At 35.1% G+C, this 23385-nt stretch carries 19 protein-coding genes; 10 read left to right on the top strand and 9 right to left on the bottom strand.

What is annotated here, in order from left to right; genetic code table 11:
• Nucleotides 1–5: 5 nt before the first annotated feature.
• Together EDF66_RS06535 and EDF66_RS26065 are read left to right on the top strand one after the other, a co-directional pair.
• The gene (locus tag EDF66_RS06535) at nucleotides 6–470 is read left to right on the top strand and encodes a hypothetical protein (protein ID WP_132841440.1); all 465 of its coding nucleotides are present in this window, start codon (nucleotides 6–8) and stop codon (nucleotides 468–470) included.
• Between the two features lie 69 nt (nucleotides 471–539).
• Nucleotides 540–701, top strand: coding sequence for a hypothetical protein (locus EDF66_RS26065; RefSeq protein WP_165902391.1), 162 nt, complete (start codon nucleotides 540–542; stop codon nucleotides 699–701).
• Nucleotides 702–1030: 329 nt separating this feature from the next.
• Here the strand turns inward: EDF66_RS26065 and EDF66_RS06530 are convergent, their stop codons facing one another.
• From EDF66_RS06530 to EDF66_RS06515, 4 genes are all read right to left on the bottom strand, one after another.
• Nucleotides 1031–2281 carry a glycoside hydrolase family 88 protein gene (locus EDF66_RS06530; RefSeq protein WP_132841438.1) on the bottom strand — a complete coding sequence of 417 codons (1251 nt, stop codon included), beginning with the start codon at nucleotides 2279–2281 and terminating at the stop codon, nucleotides 1031–1033.
• Nucleotides 2282–2440: 159 nt separating this feature from the next.
• A complete protein-coding gene (locus EDF66_RS06525; protein WP_165902390.1) occupies nucleotides 2441–4129 on the bottom strand; it encodes a RagB/SusD family nutrient uptake outer membrane protein in 1689 nt (562 codons plus the stop codon).
• A 13-nt stretch (nucleotides 4130–4142) separates the two neighbouring features.
• Nucleotides 4143–7262, bottom strand: coding sequence for a SusC/RagA family TonB-linked outer membrane protein (locus EDF66_RS06520; RefSeq protein WP_132841435.1), 3120 nt, complete (start codon nucleotides 7260–7262; stop codon nucleotides 4143–4145).
• A gap of 1117 nt (nucleotides 7263–8379) precedes the next feature.
• Nucleotides 8380–8604: a DUF1508 domain-containing protein gene (locus tag EDF66_RS06515; protein ID WP_243656002.1), complete on the bottom strand. Its 225-nt coding sequence runs from the start codon at nucleotides 8602–8604 to the stop codon at nucleotides 8380–8382.
• A 514-nt stretch (nucleotides 8605–9118) separates the two neighbouring features.
• Here EDF66_RS06515 and EDF66_RS06510 point away from each other — a divergent pair.
• The 8 genes from EDF66_RS06510 (at nucleotide 9119) to EDF66_RS06480 (ending at nucleotide 14690) form a co-directional block, all read left to right on the top strand.
• Nucleotides 9119–10093, top strand: coding sequence for a hypothetical protein (locus EDF66_RS06510; RefSeq protein ID WP_132841433.1), 975 nt, complete (start codon nucleotides 9119–9121; stop codon nucleotides 10091–10093).
• A 24-nt stretch (nucleotides 10094–10117) separates the two neighbouring features.
• On the top strand, nucleotides 10118–10657 hold the full coding sequence (locus tag EDF66_RS06505) for a hypothetical protein (protein WP_132841431.1): 540 nt from the start codon (nucleotides 10118–10120) through the stop codon (nucleotides 10655–10657).
• Between the two features lie 247 nt (nucleotides 10658–10904).
• Nucleotides 10905–11558, top strand: a complete 654-nt coding sequence (locus EDF66_RS06500) for a murein L,D-transpeptidase catalytic domain-containing protein (protein WP_132841430.1) — start codon at nucleotides 10905–10907, stop codon at nucleotides 11556–11558.
• A gap of 388 nt (nucleotides 11559–11946) precedes the next feature.
• On the top strand, nucleotides 11947–12099 hold the full coding sequence (locus tag EDF66_RS26060; RefSeq protein WP_165902389.1) for a hypothetical protein: 153 nt from the start codon (nucleotides 11947–11949) through the stop codon (nucleotides 12097–12099).
• 30 nt (nucleotides 12100–12129) lie between these two features.
• Nucleotides 12130–12630 (top strand): hypothetical protein, encoded by a 501-nt coding sequence (locus EDF66_RS06495; RefSeq protein WP_132841428.1) that lies wholly within the window; start codon nucleotides 12130–12132, stop codon nucleotides 12628–12630.
• 465 nt (nucleotides 12631–13095) lie between these two features.
• Nucleotides 13096–13428, top strand: a complete 333-nt coding sequence (locus tag EDF66_RS06490) for a hypothetical protein (RefSeq protein WP_132841426.1) — start codon at nucleotides 13096–13098, stop codon at nucleotides 13426–13428.
• Nucleotides 13429–13461: 33 nt separating this feature from the next.
• Nucleotides 13462–13962, top strand: coding sequence for a hypothetical protein (locus EDF66_RS06485; RefSeq protein ID WP_132841424.1), 501 nt, complete (start codon nucleotides 13462–13464; stop codon nucleotides 13960–13962).
• A gap of 215 nt (nucleotides 13963–14177) precedes the next feature.
• A complete protein-coding gene (locus tag EDF66_RS06480; RefSeq protein ID WP_132841423.1) occupies nucleotides 14178–14690 on the top strand; it encodes a hypothetical protein in 513 nt (170 codons plus the stop codon).
• A 970-nt stretch (nucleotides 14691–15660) separates the two neighbouring features.
• Here the strand turns inward: EDF66_RS06480 and EDF66_RS06475 are convergent.
• From EDF66_RS06475 to EDF66_RS06455, 5 genes are all read right to left on the bottom strand, one after another.
• The gene (locus tag EDF66_RS06475) at nucleotides 15661–16113 is read right to left on the bottom strand and encodes a hypothetical protein (protein ID WP_132841421.1); all 453 of its coding nucleotides are present in this window, start codon (nucleotides 16111–16113) and stop codon (nucleotides 15661–15663) included.
• A 153-nt stretch (nucleotides 16114–16266) separates the two neighbouring features.
• Nucleotides 16267–16593, bottom strand: a complete 327-nt coding sequence (locus EDF66_RS06470) for a YegP family protein (protein WP_132841419.1) — start codon at nucleotides 16591–16593, stop codon at nucleotides 16267–16269.
• 1791 nt (nucleotides 16594–18384) lie between these two features.
• Nucleotides 18385–18975 (bottom strand): hypothetical protein, encoded by a 591-nt coding sequence (locus EDF66_RS06465; RefSeq protein ID WP_132841418.1) that lies wholly within the window; start codon nucleotides 18973–18975, stop codon nucleotides 18385–18387.
• A 346-nt stretch (nucleotides 18976–19321) separates the two neighbouring features.
• Nucleotides 19322–20047, bottom strand: coding sequence for a hypothetical protein (locus EDF66_RS06460; RefSeq protein ID WP_132841417.1), 726 nt, complete (start codon nucleotides 20045–20047; stop codon nucleotides 19322–19324).
• A 401-nt stretch (nucleotides 20048–20448) separates the two neighbouring features.
• Entirely contained in the window at nucleotides 20449–23382 is a 2934-nt protein-coding gene (locus tag EDF66_RS06455) for an FAD-binding and (Fe-S)-binding domain-containing protein (RefSeq protein WP_132841415.1), read from the bottom strand.
• Nucleotides 23383–23385: the final 3 nt, after the last annotated feature.

Below are 23385 nucleotides of genomic sequence, written 5' to 3'. Positions count from 1 at the left end.
TAGATATGAATGATCTTATTATATCACTAGAAAAAAAACTTTTAGAGTTTGATAAAGAAAGCATTGAAAGAGACTTAACAAAAAGAGAAAAGAGGGTAAAAGAACTTCTAAAATACGACATTTATTGGGCTAAATTCAAGAAGTTTAAATCAGATTTCGAGAGGTTAATCTTCACTGATGTTCAAGAACTAGCCAATAGTTTAAAAACCCCTCTTCTGGAAAAAAATATCTTACTTAAAATCGAAACGCATAAAACAAGAACTACCAGATATTTTGGCCCAGATCTTCCGATTTATATGATTTTATCGATTAGTGATAAATCAATTACCCGACCTAGTCGTTGGGAAAGAGCTCATTTTCTTTTAATAAAGGGTAATCATGAAAAAGATACAATTGAGTTGTATGATTGCAATCAAGATTTAGAATACGTATCTGATTTTATTAAAAAAAATGTATGGGTAGTCCAATAAAGCAGTTTAAAATAGATGAGTTTAAGTTTGCCCTATTGAAACCACATATGGAAAAGTGGCTAAAAAAGAATGCAGACAGAATTCTTAACAGTACGTACTATAAAAAATAACGAAGCTTATTGGTTGACTGGTAAGCGAATCGTTGAGGAAGAATTCCGGATTGCACTCAAAGCATTGGCTCCAATAACAGCTGTTGCTGAAATAGGATTTTATGATGATCGGTCTGATTAAAAAATACAGGAAGCCGTAAGGATGGTATAAAACATATAAAAGCCATTCTGTTAAGAATGGCTTTTATATGTTATTTTATGATCTATTGGATTTATTTCAGTTTTTCAATAATGATTTGTTTAATTATTGGCCATATGGAGTATCCAGACAATTTAATTATAAAATGGTGGCTATATGGAGACTAATTTGCTTCGTCATAAGAAATATAGTCTATACCTTTCATAAACATTTCACAATTATGTATTTGATCTGTCAGTGCATTTTGTAAAAAGGTCTTCAACATAGTCGTATCTCCTACACTTCTGATCACGGCTTGATGATAGTCATTTTTAGCTATTTGGCTCTTCGTCCAATAATCTCTTATAACGTATCAGTGCTTCAACATAATAATAATCTGCGTATGTCAATGGAACATCCACTTCAGTTTTATGCGGAATAGACCCTACACTATGTTTTAAAATATAGCCTCCAGCTTCCTTAAAATCTGCCTTATAAGGCTTAGAAGATAATGACCGCAACATCTGCTCTGCTTTACTTAAATAAAATTGACTTTCTTCAGATCCTGTGTATTGTGCCAATTCCAATAAAGCCGATGCCATAATCGCGGCTGTTGACACATCGCGAAAATCTTTCTGCGCATAATATTTGCTGGAAGAATTCAATTTATTTTGATCCATATCCCAATAAGGTATTAAATCTTGAGGAAGGTTGGGATGGTTCAGATAAAATTGAGCGATATTTCTTGCCTGCTGTAAATATTTTTTATCGCGGGTTTCCCTGAACATCATGGTATAACCGTATAGACCCCACGCTTGACCTCTTGACCAGGCAGATTCATCAAAAGCACCTTGAGCAGTTTTTTTAGCGATGATACTTCCATCTTGATTATTATAATCAACCACATGATAGGAACTAAAATCTTTCCTATAATGATTGGACATCGTAGCATCCGCATGTTTAATGGCAATGTCAGCATAACTTTTATTACCTGTAATTTTAGATACTTCAAACAAAAATTCCAAATTCATCATATTGTCAATGATTACGGGGTATGTCCATGGCTTTCCATCCCACGAGCGAATTGTCTTCGTAGTATCACTGTATCGTGTGGCCAAAGAAGCCGCTCCTGTACTCAGAATGTTTTCATAGGCTACCGAATCGTTAGTCAAACGCAATGCATTTCCAAAACTACAATACAGCATGAAACCCAAATCATGTGTCCCTTTATTATTCTTTTCTTTTTCTAAATATTTTAATTTCCGCTTAGCTTCATCTAGCAGTTTCACGTCTTTTGAATACTCGTAAAGGTATAATACCGTACCTGGATAAAAACCTGAGCACCACCAGCTGGACCCCCAATTCACATATTGACCATTTTTGAAGCTCGTGGGGATATCAGCCTCTTTCAAAGAAGAACCTAAATAACTGATTTGCGCTCTGGCATCTTCCAAATTTTCCCTGATAAAAGTTTGATCAAGGCTTAACTTATTTTTCACAAAACCTTTTTTACTTTGGCATGCCCCTGCTACAAGAGCAATACATACGATCCAATTCAATACTAAACACTTATGCATATTCATCTATATTTCTTTTACAATTTTTAATAATATATTAAACCATCTACTATATACCAAACATTACTAAGCCACCCTGTTAAAGTACAAACAAATTACCAAAGTAATAACTACTCGAACAGTAATTTGTTCGAGTAGTTAAAGTATTATTTCATAAAGACAATGTTATTTCCATTCTGGATTCTGAACCAAATTAGGATTTATGGATAGCTCCGCAACCGGAATCGGCCATAGGTAATCCCGAGCTGGATCAAACTTTCTCGACTCAGCAGTTTGAGCGATCACATATCCTTCAGGTGTAAGCTTAACGACAGGTTGCTGTGCATATTCATTCTTAAAAAATTGAATTCCCAAAGTAGGAAGAGGCAGTACTTTTTCTGCTACTTTCCAACGAATAATATCCCAGTAACGATGTGCCCCTTCAAGAGCAAATTCGACTCTTCGCTCTCGACGGATTTCATCTAATATATGCATGCCATGTACTCCAGCAAAATCATTTGTTAATTTAGGCATACCTGCTCGCTCACGAACTAAATTTAAAGAACGATTAAGGTCTCCGTCAGAAATAACGCCATCTAATTCCAACGTAGCCTCTGCATAAGATAATAAAACTTCAGCATAACGAATTATTTTATGTTCAACAAAACTAGTTTGGTTGACCCAGTCCACATCATTAAAATATTTAAAAGTTTTATACCCCGTCTGTGAAAAAGAAAACATCGGTTGATAGGTACTCCCGTTGATATAACTATCGCCAGTTTTAAATACGGTCATTGCTAAACGGGGATCTCTATTTTCAAATTCTGTTAACGTACTGACACTTGGCTTGTAAAATGGTGATCTATTTTCCCCTTCTCTGGGTAGGCCATCCGAATACAGATAAGAATCGACTAAGTATCGCGTAGCAGTGATTGTACCTTGCTCAATATTTCTACTATAATTATGCGTAGAAATTTTATCGGTCATATCTTTACCATAGAGACGAGATAAAATATTTTCTTTATTGCTATATCCATTTCCTTCCTTTTGAAAAAGATAGTAATAGCTTTTTTCTGGATCTGCAGAATAGGTAAAAAGCTTAAAGTAACCCGTTGAGATTATATCATTTGCAACAGATTTTGCAATGGCCAAATGTTTTTTGGGATCTCCTATTTGATGATATTTTGTAAAAGTTCCTTCAAAAAGTGCCAATCTCACTTTAAGCGCTTGAGCTACACTTTTATTAATGCGTCCATATTCAGTTGCTTTAGCCGCACCTGCTTCAGGAAGATTCTGAATCGCATAATCCAAATCGTCATAAATGAGCGTAACAACTTCATCTCTTGAACCCCTTGGAGCCTGTAAGAGTTCATCTCCAAGATCCATTGTCCGTGTTATAATTGGCATACCTCCAAAACGTTTCAACAGTTCTCCATAGGCATAAGCTCTAAAAAATCGGGCTTCTGCATTATACTTCGCGATAACATGAGCTTCTAAACCCATTTTTTGGCTCTTTTCTAATATTGTATTTACAGCACGGATCAATTGATAATTATTAGTATAATCACCACTACTGTTAGGCACCAGCCGCGATCCGTCACTAATCGAATTATTATCTGTCGAGCGGGAATCATCGGACCAGTTTGCGGAATTGTTTTCTGATATTCCAGGTAAAAAAGTATACAGATAGTTTACACCCATCATTAAATGTTGCTCTGTCTTCCAGAAAGATGCATCCGTAACACGTGTTTCATCATACTTATTATCGAGGTCTTTCATACAAGAGGAAAACAAAATATTTGTTGACAAAACAAATAATCCCAATCGAGTCACTCCTTTTAAAAGAGCTCCTGAATTTTTTATTACTATTTTCATGATTTTCTGTAATTTACAATGTAACATTTAATCCCAAAGTGAAAGAACGAAAGAATGGATACCCAAAAGCCTGACCACTAGGTGTCTCAGGGTCATAATAAGGATTCCAAGCTTTTTTAAATTCAAACAGATCCTCGCCAGAAAAGAATACTCTTAAACGTTCAATTTTAATTTTTGCAGTCAGATCTTTGGGTAAAACATAGCCCAATTGTATGTTTTTCATTCTGGCATATGCACCATTTACCACCCATTTATCAGAGATTCGTGCGTTGCTGCCCCCTCCCATTACTAATCTTGGAAACCTCGCATTGGGGTTATCTGGTGTCCAATAATCTTTATGAATTTCCCAAGCTTGGCGCCAGCTTTCGATATACGGTAATGTTAAAACAGAAGGCAATAGAAACTCGCGTTTACCCACGCCTTGAATAAACGCACTAAAATCAAAACCTTTATAATTAAAACCTATATTTAACCCAAAAGAATAACGTGGATTTTGCGTTCCCAGATAAACCAAATCTCCAGAATCTTCTAACGTACCCTTACCGGTACTAATAATCTGATCCCCGTTGATATCAACATAACGAATATCACCAGGAGCAAGCATTGCATTCTGATGATTGACCAGATTATCTTTAATTTCCTGGTCATTTTGGAAATATCCGTCGGTACGATATCCAAAAATAGTATTCTTAGCATAACCTTCTAACAGTGAAACCACACCAGAACCAACATTAGTTCTATTCAAAAATTTAGTGACTTTATTATTATTGTCAGAAAAATTACCCCCTACGAAATAATTAAAATCTTCCCCTATTTTATCCCTCCAATTTAAACTCAGTTCCCATCCCCACGATTTAAAATCACCGATATTAGAACTTGGGCTGCCTATTCCGAAAACCCCTGGCTGCGTTATTGTACCATAGGTGCCCTTTGTATCACGCCAGAAATAAGAAAAAGAACCTTCTAATTTTCTATTCAATATCGTAAAATCCAAGCCGAGATCCGTATTTGTCACTTTCTCCCATGTTCTTAAAGGAGTAGCTGCAGTACCGATCCAATAGTAGGTATTACGTACATTATTAAACGGATAAGTATCCCCTTTAGATAATGAATTGATGTAGTCGTAATTAGATCCACGCGGATTGTCACTATTCGGATCATTAGCTTGTTTACCCCATGCTGCGCGTAGTTTCAGTTCATTAAAAATAGTTGAAGCACCGCCAAACCAGGACTCATTATTGATACGCCAGCCTGCCGAAACTCCAGGTAAAGTAATCCATCGATTGTCAGGTGATAGTCGAGAACTTCCTTCCCTGTTTAACGTTCCCTGAATGATGTATTTTTGATCAAAAACGTATTGAGCTGTTCCAAAAAATGAGATCAACGTATTCGTTTGAATATTATCTCCAACTGCCGTATTGTTTTTATCTCCAAATTGACTCAAAGCTAAAACATCATCAGTAGGTAGGTTGGATGCAGAAGCACTGACATAGTCATAATGGTAATCATCATACCGATAACCACCTCTTGCCAAGAGCTCATGCTTTTCACTAAAGGTTCGGTTATATTCACCGACAGCCTGCCAATTGTTCGTTATCGTTTGTCCACGTCCTTTGCTGATTGAATTTAAATTAATTCCTCCGGCCCAACCAACTTGTCCGCTCAGATTATACATTGGAACAGGTATACGCGTATTATTTGAATTTTCGATCAAGATTCTTGGACTGTACAAAACGCGTAGTTTCAAACCTTCTGTGAAAAGATCAGCAGCACCAAGTTCAAAACTCGCTCCGATCTCTTGCACCACATTGTTGTTTCGTCCGCCATCTTTCAATAACCCAACAGTTTCACCAGCGGCACTTCCAGCAGCATAACGACTATCTCCACTTTCAGGCAGATATATGGGAGATGTACTGCGAGAAGAAACAATATTGTAAATTAATCCATAATCATTACTTGCACCCAAGACACTTGAATTCTGTTCCGATCTACTGTATAATAATTTGGAATCCAAACTAAAGGTCTTCGAAAGTTCTCGATGATAATTAAATCGACCATTGAGCCTTTTGTAGTCATCAGGTCCCATCTTAAAGATTCCTTTATCGGCAACAGATCCTAACGAAAATAAATAATTATCTTTTTCCGTACTACCAGATATGGAGATATTTTGATTCAGCCGGGTAGTTTGATCTTTTAATAATAGCTTAGGATAATTAAAATTACCAAAATATTGATAAACTGTTGGCGTCGTCGGATTTATCCTATAATATTGATTCGGATCTTTCATTAAATTAATCAGCTCCTCATTCCAATCCGGAGATTGACCAGCATTGATTCGAGCCATATTTTGCATCTCGGCTTCTTCCCAGCTACTAATTCGCTCTGGAAATAATCCCATTTTTTTAACCGTCCACATCCCTTGATAGTTCACCTTGAGTTTGCCCTTACCAGATTTGGTCGTCACCAACACTACACCAGCCGCACCTCTCGAACCATATATTGCTGTGGCTGATGCATCCTTTAAAATAGAAATATTCGCAATATCATCCGGGTTCGTATACGTTAAAGAACCGGGTACACCATCAATAAGGACCAATGGATTGGAAGAACCAGTAGATAGATCACCTCTTATCTTTACCGAGAAACCTTCACCTCCAGGTTGTCCTCCAGACCTGGTAACAACAAGGCCGGGAGCAGCTCCCTGCATCGCTGACATGACATTGGCGATCGGGCGAGATTCAAATACCTTTTCATCAATCGTTGATACTGAACTCGTTAAATTTGCCTTTTTCTGTGTTCCATACCCCACTACTACAACCTCATCAATAGCAGCACTTGCTTCCGTTAAAGCTATGGTAAATCGTGTTTTACCACTCACATTAATTTCTTGGCTTTGATACCCCACATAAGAAATTATTATGGTTGCATGAGATGGTACAGAAATTGAAAAATCCCCTGTTTTGTTAGTCGAGGTCACTGCTGCCCCTCCTTTCTCTTTGATAGTCACGCCCAACAATGCACTCCCTTCTCGATCTGTAATGCGTCCAGAGACCGAAATCTTTTGCTGCGCACTAATAGTACCGACCGTAAATAGCATCATAGCCGATAGTCCGACCGTGTAAATCTTTGCCATACTTTTGGATTTAATTTATAATTAGTTTTATTGGTTTATATTCCAAAGTTGAGGCATAAACCCCATTATGAAGGGTGAATATCTTAAATATTAAGGGGTAAAATCTTAAATCAAGCCAGTAAACCGACCATAATGAATGCCAAACAATATTTACGACGCATTATTTTAACTTTAGTATTTACGACGCATTATTTTAACTTTAGTATTCTTGATTACCTTTGGTTATGTACAAGATTTTCTGTTTGAAGAATTAAGTCAAGAAAATATACTGAACATACAATCTGTACTGTCCATCGCACAAGATCAAAAAAGTAGACTTTGGTTTGACATAAAAAATGATCTTTTAATAGTGACACAGATATATCTATAATATTAATCAACATAGAACGGTTCAAAAAAAACATCACCCGTCTACAGAGAAAATTAGCGTCTTTGATATATGTGGACTATACGCCGCATTTCAAGTAATCCTAATTTGTCTTTGTATATAATGGAATATGCGGGAAAGGTGATGGCATGCACATTTTCAAAATAACGGTAGTCATATTCGCGCTTTTTGCGTTCTTCCCGTAACTTACGGAATGCTTTCTTGACGATTTCAAGATCGGTATGGTGTGATTATGTCTCAGCACATAGTCAATAATGTTGACAGGACGTTTCTTGTTAAACACGGTGATTAGCAAAATACTGGAATTTATTTGACCATGATATAAAAAATTTAAAATTTTAATTTTAAAAAAAAGACCGCGAGAGGAGGGAAATCTCAACGGCCTTTTACCAAATTTTTCTATTCATATAAAACGGTTGAAAAGAAGAATTGTCCCTTAAAACTTCGAAATTAATTAGCCGGCGACATTAAAAATGCTTTAATTACTACTTAAAGATTGTTTTCATATCTTTGGTTTTATTTTAGATGTTATCTTAAATGTAGTTTTTAGCTTCTTACAAATCCCCAAGAGCATTCTCATTGCTCCGAGCAATTATCTCAAAAAAGTTTTATATCGCAAATTGACATCTGTCATAATATTCTAAAAAAGAAACGTAATACCTAGCGTTAGTGCTAAAAGTCCTAGCGTCCTCCACTGTTTATCGAATGTATATTACATTTATTCTTCTACTACAGAGGCTTTGGTGCTTGCTCTTTAACCGATGCAATACCATAATCTCTACTATCTGTAGATTGGTACATTTCACTACTTCCAACCACCGTACCATTACTTGCTCTCATGTTGAAATAATATTTTCCGTTACTGGAAGTTTTCAGTTCATAACGGCCATCCAAAACTCCATTTTTCTTTACAGAATTAATGCCACTGCTACATCCTCCTTTTCTGGTGTACATTTCCCTGGTAATAATGGGACCATTAGCAGTTTTTAAAATAAAATAAAATAAAATTGACCGTTAGTAGCCGTTTTAATTACAAATTTTCCCGTAATTTAACAAACCTTTCTTCTGGATTTGACGGCAAAGTAGTTAGAATGAGTAATTAAAGACGGATCCGACGTTTTATGGCCCAGGGAAATCTGCCGATGGAGATGGTTACCAAACTCATCTTTAATCTCTTGCCAGAAAAAGCTGGTTCTGCTGATGGACAGGACTAACTAGAAGTTTGAAGAAAAGAATATCAATATCTTGGTGCTCGGCATTATTTATAGGAATGTAGCTTTTCCTCCAATGTTCAGGATGTTGGATAAAAGGGTTTAATTAATTACGGGACATTCTATAATCTCAGCCGTCCTATTTATCGAGTAAGAAAAAACAAGATCGTTTCCTAAGAATTATTTACCAAATTATTGATATAATGAAAATAAATTTATTTAGGTCGGGGTCAATTCTCCTTATTATTTCGATCTCCATGCTGATATTACATTCATGCCAAAAGGATCTGGAGAAAGAAGTACTGTTTCCAAAAATAAGTTCAAAAGCAGCACTAGAAGACGATCCATTCCTTGTCGATAGATATCGAGAAGCAATAGATCGTATCTCTGGTCCAGTAATTTTTGCTCCTATGCACCAAGATAAGCTTGAAGAAATATTAGATAAAAATTGTGGTGGTGCTATCTGTATAGCTGATTATATATATCCTATTTTGCCAGATGATCTTTTATATAATTTGCAGCCAGTCCCAAACACAAGCACATTGCTTGCAATGAGATCCAAAGAGGCCTCATACTGCTGTGGTGTAAGAGAGACGACAGATTGGATAATCGAGCAGCCAATCATTTTCGAAGCAGATAAACAGTTCTATATAGATGCAGCGAATTGGTATCGTACCAAAGAGGTCCCCAGATTGATAAGACCGGTGACTATTACCGTTTCAGGTACGCCTGACGGTTTTCAGTATATCAATAGCTATCCATGGAAGTATACAAAAGGCACAGTAAAATTTGAAGTTCCTCTGTATAAAGTGACAGTAGATGGCACGGTGGCGGCGGGCAGTCCGGTCAACTATTATTTTAAAGCGCTCCGTTTTGGGGTACACAAAGATTCAGAGACTGGTCCAGAGACCGTGGTGGGCAAGGCAAATTATGATTCGAGGGTCGTTATGGAATGGATGCCGGATAATCCACATTATCCAGATGGTGCGTTTTGGGTCTATGATAATTACCTGATCCATATCGGTCCTAGCGATCTTTCAACATGTGACGATGGTAATCTGGGCTGTATTGCAGTTCTTGATACCTATGGTTTAGATTATACCAAATTTAAGAAGAGCATACTAGAACTCTCTGGTTCAAAAGATTATAATGAAATTATTAGAGCGGGAAAACTTAAAATTATTTATGAAAAGTCTTTACATCCACCGCTGAAAAGAATAGACCCAAAATAGAATTTATAATTAGAATTATCGGATATGAAAAGATTAATTATGTTTATAGCAATGCTGATTGCAACGCTAAAGATCGCCAGCGCACAGGAAAATCCCAAGCATACACTTTATGAAAAAGTGTATGCGGAAATCATTGATAACGGACGGGTAGATCCAGATTTGGAGTCTGATCGAAGTAAAACGGATTTTCTCAGGTTAGGTAAAATGTGGCTAAAGGAACTCAGAACATATTGTAAAACAGATATCTTTGATAAAGCTTCTTCATGGAAATGTGCCAAACCTAATAAAACACTGCTCGGATTCTATTTTGACAGTGAGGAGCATCTTAAAGAGGCGATAAGGGCATTACAGAGCTTACCTATGGGATGTAGGGATGGTGGAACCGTCGTTATCCCAAGAAATGGAAAAATATCTAACCCCAGTGTCCTTATCCAATATAATCAGCATGAATTACTGATATTAAGTACTCTCGACGGAGGGTCTCCCAATACCAAAGATGCTATTGTACAAAAATTTCAGAATGTACAGGGTACAGGGGTGAATGATCCGAACAAGAAATATTAAACTTTTATAAAGAAAATAAAAGAACACATCCAGTTGCAATGCTCCTCAAAAGTTAAACACTTTCTAGGGACATTGTATATTTACAGACCTATTACAATTTGGTCAGAGACTTGGAAAAGGAAAATATTGTTAATTAATCTAATTCCTTGAATGAATAGCAAAAAAATATTACATGTAATGACCTGTACATAAACAAAATATACAAAAACTGTGCAATCAAAATTAATTCGTTCAAAAGGACCACTTTATGTTACAAATCACTAATTTACCCTTAATTAGAAAACGTATTTACAAAGTCCTGGTTATTATTCTGGCAGTTTTGCTAGTTTCGTTCAAAACTCATGTAAATACTTCATCAGGCCAATTGCCTTTTCAAAAAATCGACACAGGGGACACACTACGATTAAACAGGGAGATCGATAAGGTAAAACAATTTATTAAAACAAGTGGACAATATAATGCATCTATAGCTTTTCTTTTAGATATGAAAATACCTTCTGGGAAAAATCGTTTTTTTATTGTTGACCTGCAGCGGCACAAAATAGTGGACCAGGGTCTGGTAGCTCATGGCTCAGGCTCCGAAACAGGAAGAAGTGGTATACTGAAATTTAGTAACCAACCCAGATCGTTTGCTACTTCTTTAGGTATCTATGTTATTGGAAACGCTTATTTAGGTAATTTTGGAAAAGCTTATAACCTTCACGGACTTGAAGATTCAAACAGCAATGCCTTCAAAAGAAGAATAGTTTTACATACGTATGGTGGTATGCCCTACAACGAACAGATTAGTCCAATATGTTTGAGCCTTGGATGCCCAATGGTAAACATAGAATTTTATCAGAGGTTACAGTTAATTATCGATAGTACTAAAACACCAATTATTTTATATATCTATTATTAATAGTTCTGATTCTTCATAATACATTTTAATGCATCTGCTAGAACTTGTCACACCATTACTCCATCACTTTGTTACTTAAACATTCTCTTTACACTCAATCACTAACCATATTCGTTACAGTACTAGTAATCTCTGTGTCAATCTCTACAACTTCGTCACTAGACACTTTATCACGCAGAAAAATCAAATTAAAGGGACAATTATACCTGCGAATATAAATTACAGGACCTCAATCCAGACAAGAAAAATCGGTGATAATGAGCTTACAAGCTATGACTGGAGAGACAAGTTAAAAACTATTGATAATTATGCGCTGTATTTAGGCTGGACTGATTCAGAGACAAGGATGATACTAATGCTGCTATTGTGACAAAGGTTGATAACGGATATGCAACAGAAGTATTTGCAAAATGGGAGTAACATATGGCATCATAACGCATCACCCAGAGACATTCCTGAACAATATGGAGTAACTCCTCCATCTGTAAAATTTCCAGACGGCACAGTACGTTATAACAGAGTATACTACCGTCCTAAATAAGTTTTGATTAAAAATTTAAAATTATCTAACATGAAAAAATACGAAAAAATAGCAATTATTTTCATTGCTTTTATCGCTATCTGTACTCCATTAATATTAGTCGCTCAAACGGATAAAGATATACGCTCGGATTTATCAAGACTCCGTAACTACAGTATAAAATATGATACACACGTACAAAGTATGCCAACGAAGTATCCAGAGGAAATGAAAATTGCCGAAAAGAAATATAGAGATCAAATTAATAAAATAAAGAACGGATCAAATAAGGCATTATATTTAAAATTTTTAGATAAAGCTACTGGTATTGACTCATTAAAATATAAGGATGTACCTGGTATGAATTATATTGCAATGAACACTGTAGAAATGCAGGTTATTAGAAGTTTACCCACTCAACTTGAATATTATAAGGTCGTCAAATATTCCCTTTTCATATTAAATAAGGATGAATTAATCCGCCCAGAAAATGTTCCCTTCTTACGCTATAAAGAAAAACTTAGAAAAAGACCTACCTCACCTTTTAAATAACCTGTAAGTTAAGAATATATAGTGTCAATTATGACGCATACAGAGAATTGAATGATCCTGAATATGCTGAAATAAAAAAAATAAGGAAGAACTTATATTACCCAAAGATATTCCCTTTTTAAAAGGTAAATTGTAATATAATTTAAGCGGTGGATATTTGATTATTTATTTTTCAAATTACTCAATTTTGTAGCAACAACCACAGACCTGATCCAAGATCAGAGCTGTGGCTATTGAATCATAAAACCACCTAAAAATTACCTTTCATCATAGATTCGGTTCAAATGTTCATTTTAGCGATTATGAATTATTTAAAAATTTTAGTTTTTTATAAATTTAGATTATGATCCCAATTATCTCTTCTTTTATATTCGTAAGCTTGCTATTTGCAACATTTACTAAGGCGCAGGTAAAATTCGTATCGGACTCTTTTATAAAGGTCGTAGAAGTTACTCTTAATCCTCCATGGGGAATACTAAAATCATATTTTTCTCTGATCTTTCTAATTATCGGGAATTTCCCAACAATGAGGCAGTCCAAGTAGGTGATAAAATTAGTTATTATAAATGGACTTATTATGATCAGAATAGCCAATCCGCGATTACATATTCCGCTATTGTTACAAAAGTCGATGCTAATGGGTATGCAACTGAAGTTCGCAGTAAAATGGGTGAATCGTATGGTATTATTTATCATCATCCCAGAGACATTCCTGAACAATATGGAGTGACTCCTGCATCTTCAAAATTTCCAGACGGTACAGTACGTTATAACAGAGTATACTACCGTCCCAAATAAATTACTATTTTTAAAAATTATTAATAACTGAACATGAAAAAATATAAATGCAGTATTTCAAACTTTTTTGTATTCCTTATTTTAAATATTATGGGTACAACAACACTACTCGCTCAAAGTGAAAGAGATATTCAAATCGATATTTTGCGTCTTGCCGAATATAGTAGTCAGTACGATATTTTTCATCAAAGTATGCCAACTAAATATCCTGATAAAATGAAAATCGCAGAAAAGAAGTACAAGGATCAAATAGCTAAAATAAAGAATGGACCAAATAAAATAAAGTATATACAATTTTTAGAAAGAGCGACAGGAATTGATTCGTTGAAGTATAAAAATGAAAAAGGATATAAATATACGAGCTATGGACCATGGTTGCAGGTTAGACTAAGTCAGATGCCTACAATGTTAGAGTACTTTAAAGTTGTCAAATATTCTCTATTTACTCTTAATCAAGAAGAATTAATACAGCCTAAAGATGTCCCTTTTTTAAAATATAAAGCCGATCAGATTAAGGAATATAAATTTAAATGATTTTTCTGCCGATTCTGAGGAACAGCCAGTTTTTTGAATAAATACAGTTGCACTTACTAAAGGATTAATTATATTATTCAAAGTTGATTAAAAAAGCAGAAATTTTGTTTCTGCTTTTTTAGATAAGTAGTGTAAGTTGCACCGTGCCATAGAGCCACCAAAGGCCTGGCCTAAATACATGATGAATCTATTTGTTCAGAAATAAAAAATTTAATATGAGAGTAATTACAACACTAGCATTTTTGGTATTATTCCCAGTGGTTTTTTCTCAAAATAGAAGTAAAGACAAGTTCGAATTGGAAATAAGCAGATTAATAACTGCTAAACGTCAATACGAAAAATTCGAAGAGTATACATTGAAAAAGCCTGATCGCTATAAGCAATTAAAGGATTCTAGTTATCATTCCTATATTGGCTATATAAAAAAGCTTAAGAGTAATTCAAAAGAATTTAAAAATTATATCAATAATGCAATAAAAAATACAGAGCTTGATAAAGAACTACTAATGTACAGCTATGTAAATAAAGATCTGCCCTTTGATCCATATCATTATACGATTTCGAAATTAGATCTATATCGTGTAATTAACTATTACATATTTGAAAAGGATAAAAATGTTCTGCCTAAAAAGTTGGAAAATATTGAAATTTCATTAAAAAAGAATAGTCATAAATCTATCAAATTACAGAATGAGCAAGAAATTTTTCAAGACGTTTTAAAAAACTAACACTGCATAGACTTATTTACTTGAGCAGATGGGCAATTGATCATTTAATGATAAGTGTTGTTTTAGCAATAATAGCAAAAGGGATACGGACTCAGACACTAATTTTATTCAAAAATGGAACATTACAGTTTAGGTGCGACAAGAGTCATACACTTCAATCCTAAGTAGCATTTTCCTCGGATTAATGGTCTTCAGCATACCGCTAGTTGCGCAAACTTCTTTGAGAGGTATTTTGCATGAATTTCAAAAATTAAGAACTTATAGTATCATATATGACACATACAGAGAGTTGAATGATCCTGAATATGCTGAGAGAAAGAAAGCACATAAGAAAAAATATATGGATTGGACTTGCAAACCACAGTAGCGTTTTTATTACAACTAATAATGTAGTCAATATCGGACAAAGTATGCTTTCAATCCGGGATATGGAGAAAATTTATATGAAAGATTTCCCTGGAGAACCTTATATTATATCATGACAGGATACTCTTATAACCAAAAAGTAAGCTCAATAGTACCGTTTGGAAAAAACGAACAATATATAAGGATGTATCTGTCAGATATAATTACAATTGGCAAAGAGATAGCTTATAAGTTTGGGACATACGCGTCATGGAATATAGTGGACGGATGGAATTATCCCAGCGGTATAGATCGTCTTGTATATATATCAGGCAAAGGTATAGTGGGTGGTTCTTTTGATTTCTATTTTGAATCTTATAGACAGCCTGAAAGACTTTACACCTTTAATTTAAAGACAAGATCATATGACTACACAAAAAAATTAAGCTGTATATCTAATACAGTGGATAGATAGCATCCTAAATGAAAAAATTGCAATAGCTGAGGAGCTAAAGTAAGCGATCCCAACAGAGACTTATGCTAAAAATATGATCTCATCTATATATACTTCAACTTACAAAACCAGACGGCCAATCCGATCTTATAAATAGTTCAAATACCTTTTTTATGCTTTTGATTTGTTGTATTTCAAAAATAAATACATGACAACAAACCCCAAGATTTCTGCAATAAAAATGTAAAGTGGAAAATTTAAGTTTTCGAAGGATATTGAAATCAAAGATCCGGATTCTTCCTGAGACAATAATGCTGTTTTCAATATGGAATAGCGCGTTAGGAAGAATACACCTATAGTGAGATAGAACAACAGAAGGGAGATAAACTTGGAAGCACCTTTTTCAGTGGAGGTTGTTCTCCATACGGTATTGATTCCAATGGGTAAAATACTGCAAATAAAAGAAAATGCTAATTTGTGTAAAAACTGCGTGTTCAAGTGACTATATGTTAGATCGTAGTTTTTAAAAACCTTAAGCATATAAGTTTCTATAGAAGAAAAAGATAAGAATCCGATTGCAAAACACAAAATCGAAAGAAAAATCAGATAAATAATATTTTTCATATTTAAAGTTATTTTATTACACACCGCTTTGCATACTGCCCAATTCCCAACTGATATCAGCAGATTTTTTTTATAGCATTCAAAATTACCCATGGCTTTTCAGATTAATAGAGCCTGCTATTTGGCAAGCTTTATTAATTCGTGATATTCCATTTATTCTTCCACTATAGAGGCATTTGGTGCTTGCTCTTTAACCGATGCAATACCATAATCTCTGCTTTCTGTAGATCTGTACATTTCACTACTTCCAACCACCGTACCATTGCTTGCTCTCAGGTTGAAATAATATTTTCCGTTACTGGAAGTTTTCAGTTCATAACGGCCATCCAAAACTCCATTTTTCTTTACAGAATTAATGCCACTGCTACATCCTCCTTTTCTGGTGTACATTTCGCTGGTAATAATGGTCTGACCATTAGCAGCTTTTAAAATAAAATAAAATTGACCGTTAGTAGCCGTTTTAATTATAAATTTTCCCATAATCTAATTTAATTTATATTCTATTTATTAATCTTCTCCTCTAGCCGTATTCGTTATCGCAACAACTTACTCATTTACAGCCAATTCGACCACAGTTGCACCTGCTTGTTTATTTGATTCTTGAACAACCCGCTAGTCAACAAAAGTGAATGCTTGTATTTCTATTTTCATATTTTTTTAAAACTTAACATACAGTACAAAAAATCGGCTCTAAGGCTACTTGAACATTCAGCAGAATAAAATGTTAAACTAACCGAATCTGAGAAGTTTAGCCATGAATTTCATAGTTACTCGTTTAGTAAGACTTTTCAAAAAAAGAAATGTCCCTTACTTTTGTATATTTTTTACTGTTGTATATTTTATCGTATGGCTATACTCCCACCTTTCGAGCGGATCATCAACAAGCTAGAGTGCATGCTATTTTAGATTAGGATCGGTATTTAATGGCCATAAAAATTTTCTAACCAATTTCTCTGCTTGATGTTCTCTATTACGATACGCTATACCTACATGCCAAGATATAGTATGGCATAATAGGGTTTGTTATCGTCCAAAATAAAAATTGTATATTTAAATTAAAAAAGATGAAAAGAAAAAGTTTTTACAAGATATTATCGCCGGCAATATTAATGATATTCAGTTCAGCAGCTGTATATTCCCAATCTGAAAGGGATATTAAAATTGACCTATCGGATCTTAGGCTTTATAGTATAGAATATGATACCTATGCTCAAAGTAAACCTACAAAGTATCCGGAGAAGCTCAAGAAAGCCTAAAAAAAATACCGCGACAAGATATAGAAAATAAAAGGATCAAATAAAGATGCCTATCTGGAATTTCTAGACAAAGCTACCGGAGTAGATTCTTTAAAATATAAAAAGATCCGGAAAATGTACTATATGTCACGATTTCCACCTGAGATACTTAATATAGATTATCTGCCAAACCATTTTGAATACTATTAAGTAGTTAAGTATTCCCTTTTTACTCTAAATAAAAATGAACTGGTTTTGCCAAAGGATGTCCCTTTCTTACGAAAAAAGGAAAACCAGAGGAAAAATCCCGAATCGTTCGCTTTGCCCACCCTACTCTCAGGGCCAGTCTGTGATCCTTTGTGTACCCAAAGCGGAGTGCTTTAAAATAATAGTTGACCGGACTACCCCGCGGTACCGTGCCGGATAGCGTTTACTTTATACAGCGCATCTTCAAATTTCATCGTATTTCTTAGATACTTCCACGTATAGCTATTAATATACAATAAAACTGTAAATAGAAAGGGGACTTAATAATAAATGTGATTACAATAGACTCTGCTTGAGGTGGTTTATGTAACGCTGCTATTTCGCATTCAGCTTTTAGTTATATTAAGGTAGGAAAAAACATGTAGATCTCAAGTTAAAGATTTACAGTGCCTATAACAGGATAATTTGCTACTTCACTCAGATTATCCCTATCTATTTTAATTAAGGTCAGACATCTTTACGATTCTCCGTACGGCATGAATCTAGCACAAAATCAAATATTACTACGCAGTACATAATATAATAGATCATTTTAGTCATTTGGTTATTTTTTAATGTGGTTAAACAGAGTCTTTTGTAGTAAAGTTTGATAAAGTAGACTTCAGCGATATTTGAAATAATCAATATCATTGCTAACAGGCATACAGAGTAATAAGAATTGTATTTAAATTTTTATTAGTTCTCACTTTCAATTGCTCTTTTTAATTTAACTTTGAAATACTATAAAAGGTTTTACTGGTATTTACAGTTATTAGGTTTTGTTGCTTTTTTATTTGCCAAACTTTGAATTGTCCAAGCAGCGAATGACCTCCTGTCCCTTGTCATTGTCAATATATGTAACACTAATGGTTAAAAACTTTTCATCAAATAATCTATCATAGGTGATCCAATGGAGTACTTGTCCGTTGGGATAGTGCAATACCATTTTATATTTATGGAATTCTAAATTATTTATTTTCTCAATTCCATTAGTAGTATCAATTTTCACACCTGGAATTTGATGCTTACAGGTCTCATACAAGACCTTATTTATCCCGGCACATAATTTTCCAAAATCTCCATCTTTCACTCGATCATAAATTTGACAACTTGCTTGCACAAAATTGTACTCATCGTTTTTAAACGAAAATATTATTTTAGGATTACTCGTAACTTTTTCACCGTAAGTATTCTCTATCCCACTTTTGCCCAAATCATTTAATTTTTCTACTTCTGTAGGACTTAAACTTTTATAATTTTCTGGAATCTTTATCGACCACTTAAATTCATTACTATAAATCGATTGAGATGACGAATTTTGACAACTAAGGGTTTGAGACAGAAAAATAAAGCTAATAAGTAAATAATAAAATTGGCGCATATCTTTTTGATAAAATAATAATATAATGTAATCACGCGAAATAGAGCATGATTACCTCATTCCCCTATTATAAAGTTCATTATCGTCAGCCGCTGCCCTAGTTCCATGAAATTTCCACCTTATAAAGATCATATTGTGATTCTTCTTTTACTAGCTACGTATTCTGATACCATTGGTTCAAAGCATCATAAACAAATTTATAAAACCAATACTCAGGTTTCTCAACTATATTTTTTTAGTATTTAACGTCCTTGTCTCCTAATCGATATTGGCCAACAATTGGTCCTCCTCGTCTGTCAGTTGCTCAATCCCAACATAAGCAAATAAATATGGAAATAATGAAGTACTATTGTATTCGAGGGTCTATCCAAAATAGATCACGGAGTTGCAGTAGATCCTCTGTGTGCATCAAATTATAAACCAGCTCATCTTTATTTTTTAAAGGAATTGTTATTTGTTGATCTTCTCCGCAAGAAGGAATGGTTAAAATAGCATCCTTATCATAAATGGAAATATCTGATTGCACCACAGTAATATCATGTGTGCTTAACCATTCTTTAGCCTGCGTTTCATCTAAACATATTAAGGAATGGGCAAGTTCTTCAATATCCTGAATTTCATCGAATAGATGTTTGGAATAATTTAAGTTGATATAAGCAAAATAAAGGAGGTGATTACCAGAACGCAAGGCATAATTGCGTATTAGCACCCGCTTTGGATCGAATGCAAAATCGTAATATTCTCGATTGGAGATACAAGTATACTGCTTACCATAGAAATTGATTTTATCCTGCAATTCCTGTAAATGATTTATTTCAATAAATACCTCGCCCTGAAGCTGCTCTTCATCTATGTTTTTAAGTGCATCATCGATAACTAATATACTAGGTTCTTCCTTTGGAGCAGAGCTTGCTTTGCAGTCCAAGTTTAAAAGATAATCATTGACATCAAATACAGTTAACGGATACCATGTCGGACTTTCGTGATCAACTGTATTTTTAGATGTCAAAATGTTATAACCGTTACGCTTTAAATCTAAAAGCACTGATGTGTTCAAGGGTAAAAACTTCATAAAATCGTGCTCATTTGATTAAAATAAACTTTGCTGTATAGACCATTCCCGTTCTAAGGGTGGCATATCTGACCATTTGATAACGTTCGTGCCGATACTTAACATCTGCCTAATGGGATATCACTCAATTACCTTCTCGTTGACATTTATAAGTTATTGCAACTTAATGGAGCTTACTCTTTTATTTTTTTAATCGATGCAAGATTACGTACAAAAAAGAATTAATGTGTCGTATTGATGACGCTTATAAAATAGGAATGTCCCTAATTACTAAATATTTTTTTTAAAATTTTATGGCCATTTTTAATATTAGTGTTTCGTTTTGCTTGGCAAGGTGCCGAATAATATACAGGAATCTATTCCAATAAAGTCACTTTCACAATAAATTAGCTTAAAATAAATTAAATTCTCAATGCGCTGTACAGGATCTCCACCGGGTGTAAAGCAATTTTCGCAGTTCCATCTTTTATCTGGTGGCGACAACTAGTTCCTGTTGCTGAAATAAGGATATCGCTGGGCTGTTTTCTGATCTCCGGAAATAAAACCAGCTCCCCTATCTCCATGGAAATTTTGTAGTGTTCTTTTTCATAACCAAAAGATCCTGCCATTCCACAGCATCCCGAAGGAATGATCTCAACGGTATAATTCTCCGGAAATGAAAGTATCTCTTCAGAGCATTTTAAAGCTGACCAGGCTTTTTGCTGACAGTGGCCGTGAAGTTTAATGTGCTTTTTATCCTTCTTAAATTTCGATTTTTCGATACGGCCTTTTTGCATTTCGGCCGCCAAAAATTCATCAATCATAAAAACATGCCGGGATAATTTTTTGGCATCCTGTAAGAGATGATCATCAACTAGATCTGGATATTCATCTCTAAAAGTTAGTATTGCTGAAGGTTCGATTCCGATCAATGGTGTTTGATCGGAGATCAACTGAACCAGACTGATCACATTTTGATGTGCAATTCTTTTGGCCTTCCTGAGCAATCCCTTGGAAATACATGCTCTTCCACTTTCTTGATGCTCTGGAATAATTACATAATACCCCAGGGATTCAAGTAAAAGAATCGCTTTCATTCCAATAGGTACATCCTGATAATTCGTAAACTCATCACAAAAAAAGTAAACCGTTTTTTGCTCTATTTGATTTATTGAAGTAGATTTAACACTTTTCCCACGGTTAAAAAACCATTTTCTTAACGTATAAGCATGCATTTCCGGCATTGATCTTTCTACGGCAAATCCAACCATTTTTTTGAATAGTAGGCTTGTTCTTTTTGATTGCATCATAAAATTATATACGGCAGGCAGTATCGATCCTATTTTAGCTAGTGTGCTGAAACGAGCGATAAGCCATGACCGTAAAGGAATGCCATTAGCATCCTGATATTGCTGCAAAAATTCAGCTTTTACTTTTGCCATATCGACACTTGAAGGACATTCGGATTTGCACCCTTTACAGCTTATACACAGATCCAGAATGTCTTTAATTTCGGGATGGTCAAACCGGTTCTCTTTATCTGAATGTGTCAGAAAATTCCTTAAAATATTAGCGCGTGCCCGGGTAGTATCTTTTTCATTACGGGTTGCCATATAGGATGGACACATTGTTCCACCGGATAACTGTGATTTGCGGCAATCTCCTGAGCCATTACATTGTTCTACATGCTGCAATATATCTTGACCAGGATATCGAAAAATGGTTTTAAATGCAGGTGTTTTCTGACCTGCCTGATAACGCAGCATAGCATCCATCGGTGGGCAGTCAATGATTTTTCCCGGATTAAAAATATGGTTTGGATCCCAGGTTTCTTTGACTTCTTTCAATAATTTATAATTTTTACTACCGACCATCTGTTCTAAAAACTCCCCTCTTAACCTACCGTCCCCATGCTCGCCACTTAAAGATCCTTGATATCTTTTAACAAGCGCTGCAATTTCTGCTGCAATAAGACGGAATTTAGCATGTCCTTCCGCAGTTTTTAGATTCAATATAGGTCTCAGATGAAGCTCGCCCGAACCAGCATGTGCATAATGTACGGAATGAAGATCGTGTTTTTTTAAAATCTGATTAAAATCATGGATATACGCCGGTAGATCGGTAACATCCACAGCGGTATCCTCAATAACCGGTACCGCTTTTTCATCTCCCGGAAGATTACTGAGCAGGCCAAGACCTGCTTTTCTTAAAGACCATACTTTTTTGGTGTCTTCTCCAAAAAGCAAAGGAAAATGATAACCTAGACCAAGGAAACGCATCTCTGCTTCTACCATAGCTGCTCTCGCGATCACTTCCTCTTTCTGATCTGAAACATACTCGATCACCAACAAGGCAGTAGGATTTCCTGAAATAAAAAAGCGGTTCAGCTGCTGATCCATATTATTCAGCGTACACGCTAAGATATAATGATCAATGAGCTCAACAGCATGTGGCTTATATTTTAACGCAACAAGATTGGCCTGTAATGCCTCTTCTAACGAGTGAAAATGAACACAAAGCAAACCGGAATGAATAGGCGGTAATAGCTCCAAGTTTAACGTAATCTCGGTAATCAATACCAGCGTACCTTCGGAACCACAGATCAGCTTACAGAAATTGAATTTTTCTTTATCTGCAATAAAAGGCTCGCTTTCCAATAGCAAGTCAATAGCATAACCGGTATTTCTCCTTTGAATGGACTTTTTTGGAAAGTTCTTTATGATTTCCTGCTGATTTTCATAATTTCCCAATAGTCTTCTTATGGACAGGTATAGCTTTGATTCCAGGGTTTCACCGTTGCATTTTTCAATAAATGTATCGAAATCAATTGCATTAAATTGAGCTTCTGAACCGTCACTCAACAGCCCTTTTATGGCTAAGGTATGTTCTCTCGTACTTTTGTAAACAATAGAATTGGATCCACAGGAATTATTCCCGACCATTCCACCTAGGGTAGCCCGATTGGCTGTTGAGGTTTCAGGTCCAAAAAATAACCCATAAGGTTTTAAGAATAAATTAAGTTCATCTCTTACTACTCCAGGCTGCACTTTGACCCAACGTTCTTCCACATTAACTTCAATGATTTGATTCAGATATTTGGACACATCGACGACAATTCCATCACCAACGACCTGGCCTGCTAATGAGGTGCCAGCAGCTCTTGGAATCAACGAGGTGCCGGCAGCAGCAGCAAACGCAACTAGTTTTTTCAAATCATCTAATGATCTGGGGAGAACGACAGCAAGGGGCATTTCGGAATAGGCTGATGCATCTGTGGCATACAAAATGCGCATCGCCTGATCTGTATAGCAATCTCCTTCCAGTTGAGCGGCCAGTCGAGTAAGCTTCTCTTTCAAAAT

This window comes from Sphingobacterium sp. JUb20 (assembly GCF_004342035.1).
GTDB lineage: Bacteria > Bacteroidota > Bacteroidia > Sphingobacteriales > Sphingobacteriaceae > Sphingobacterium > Sphingobacterium anhuiense.
This window is presented reverse-complemented; position numbering and strand designations above follow the sequence as displayed.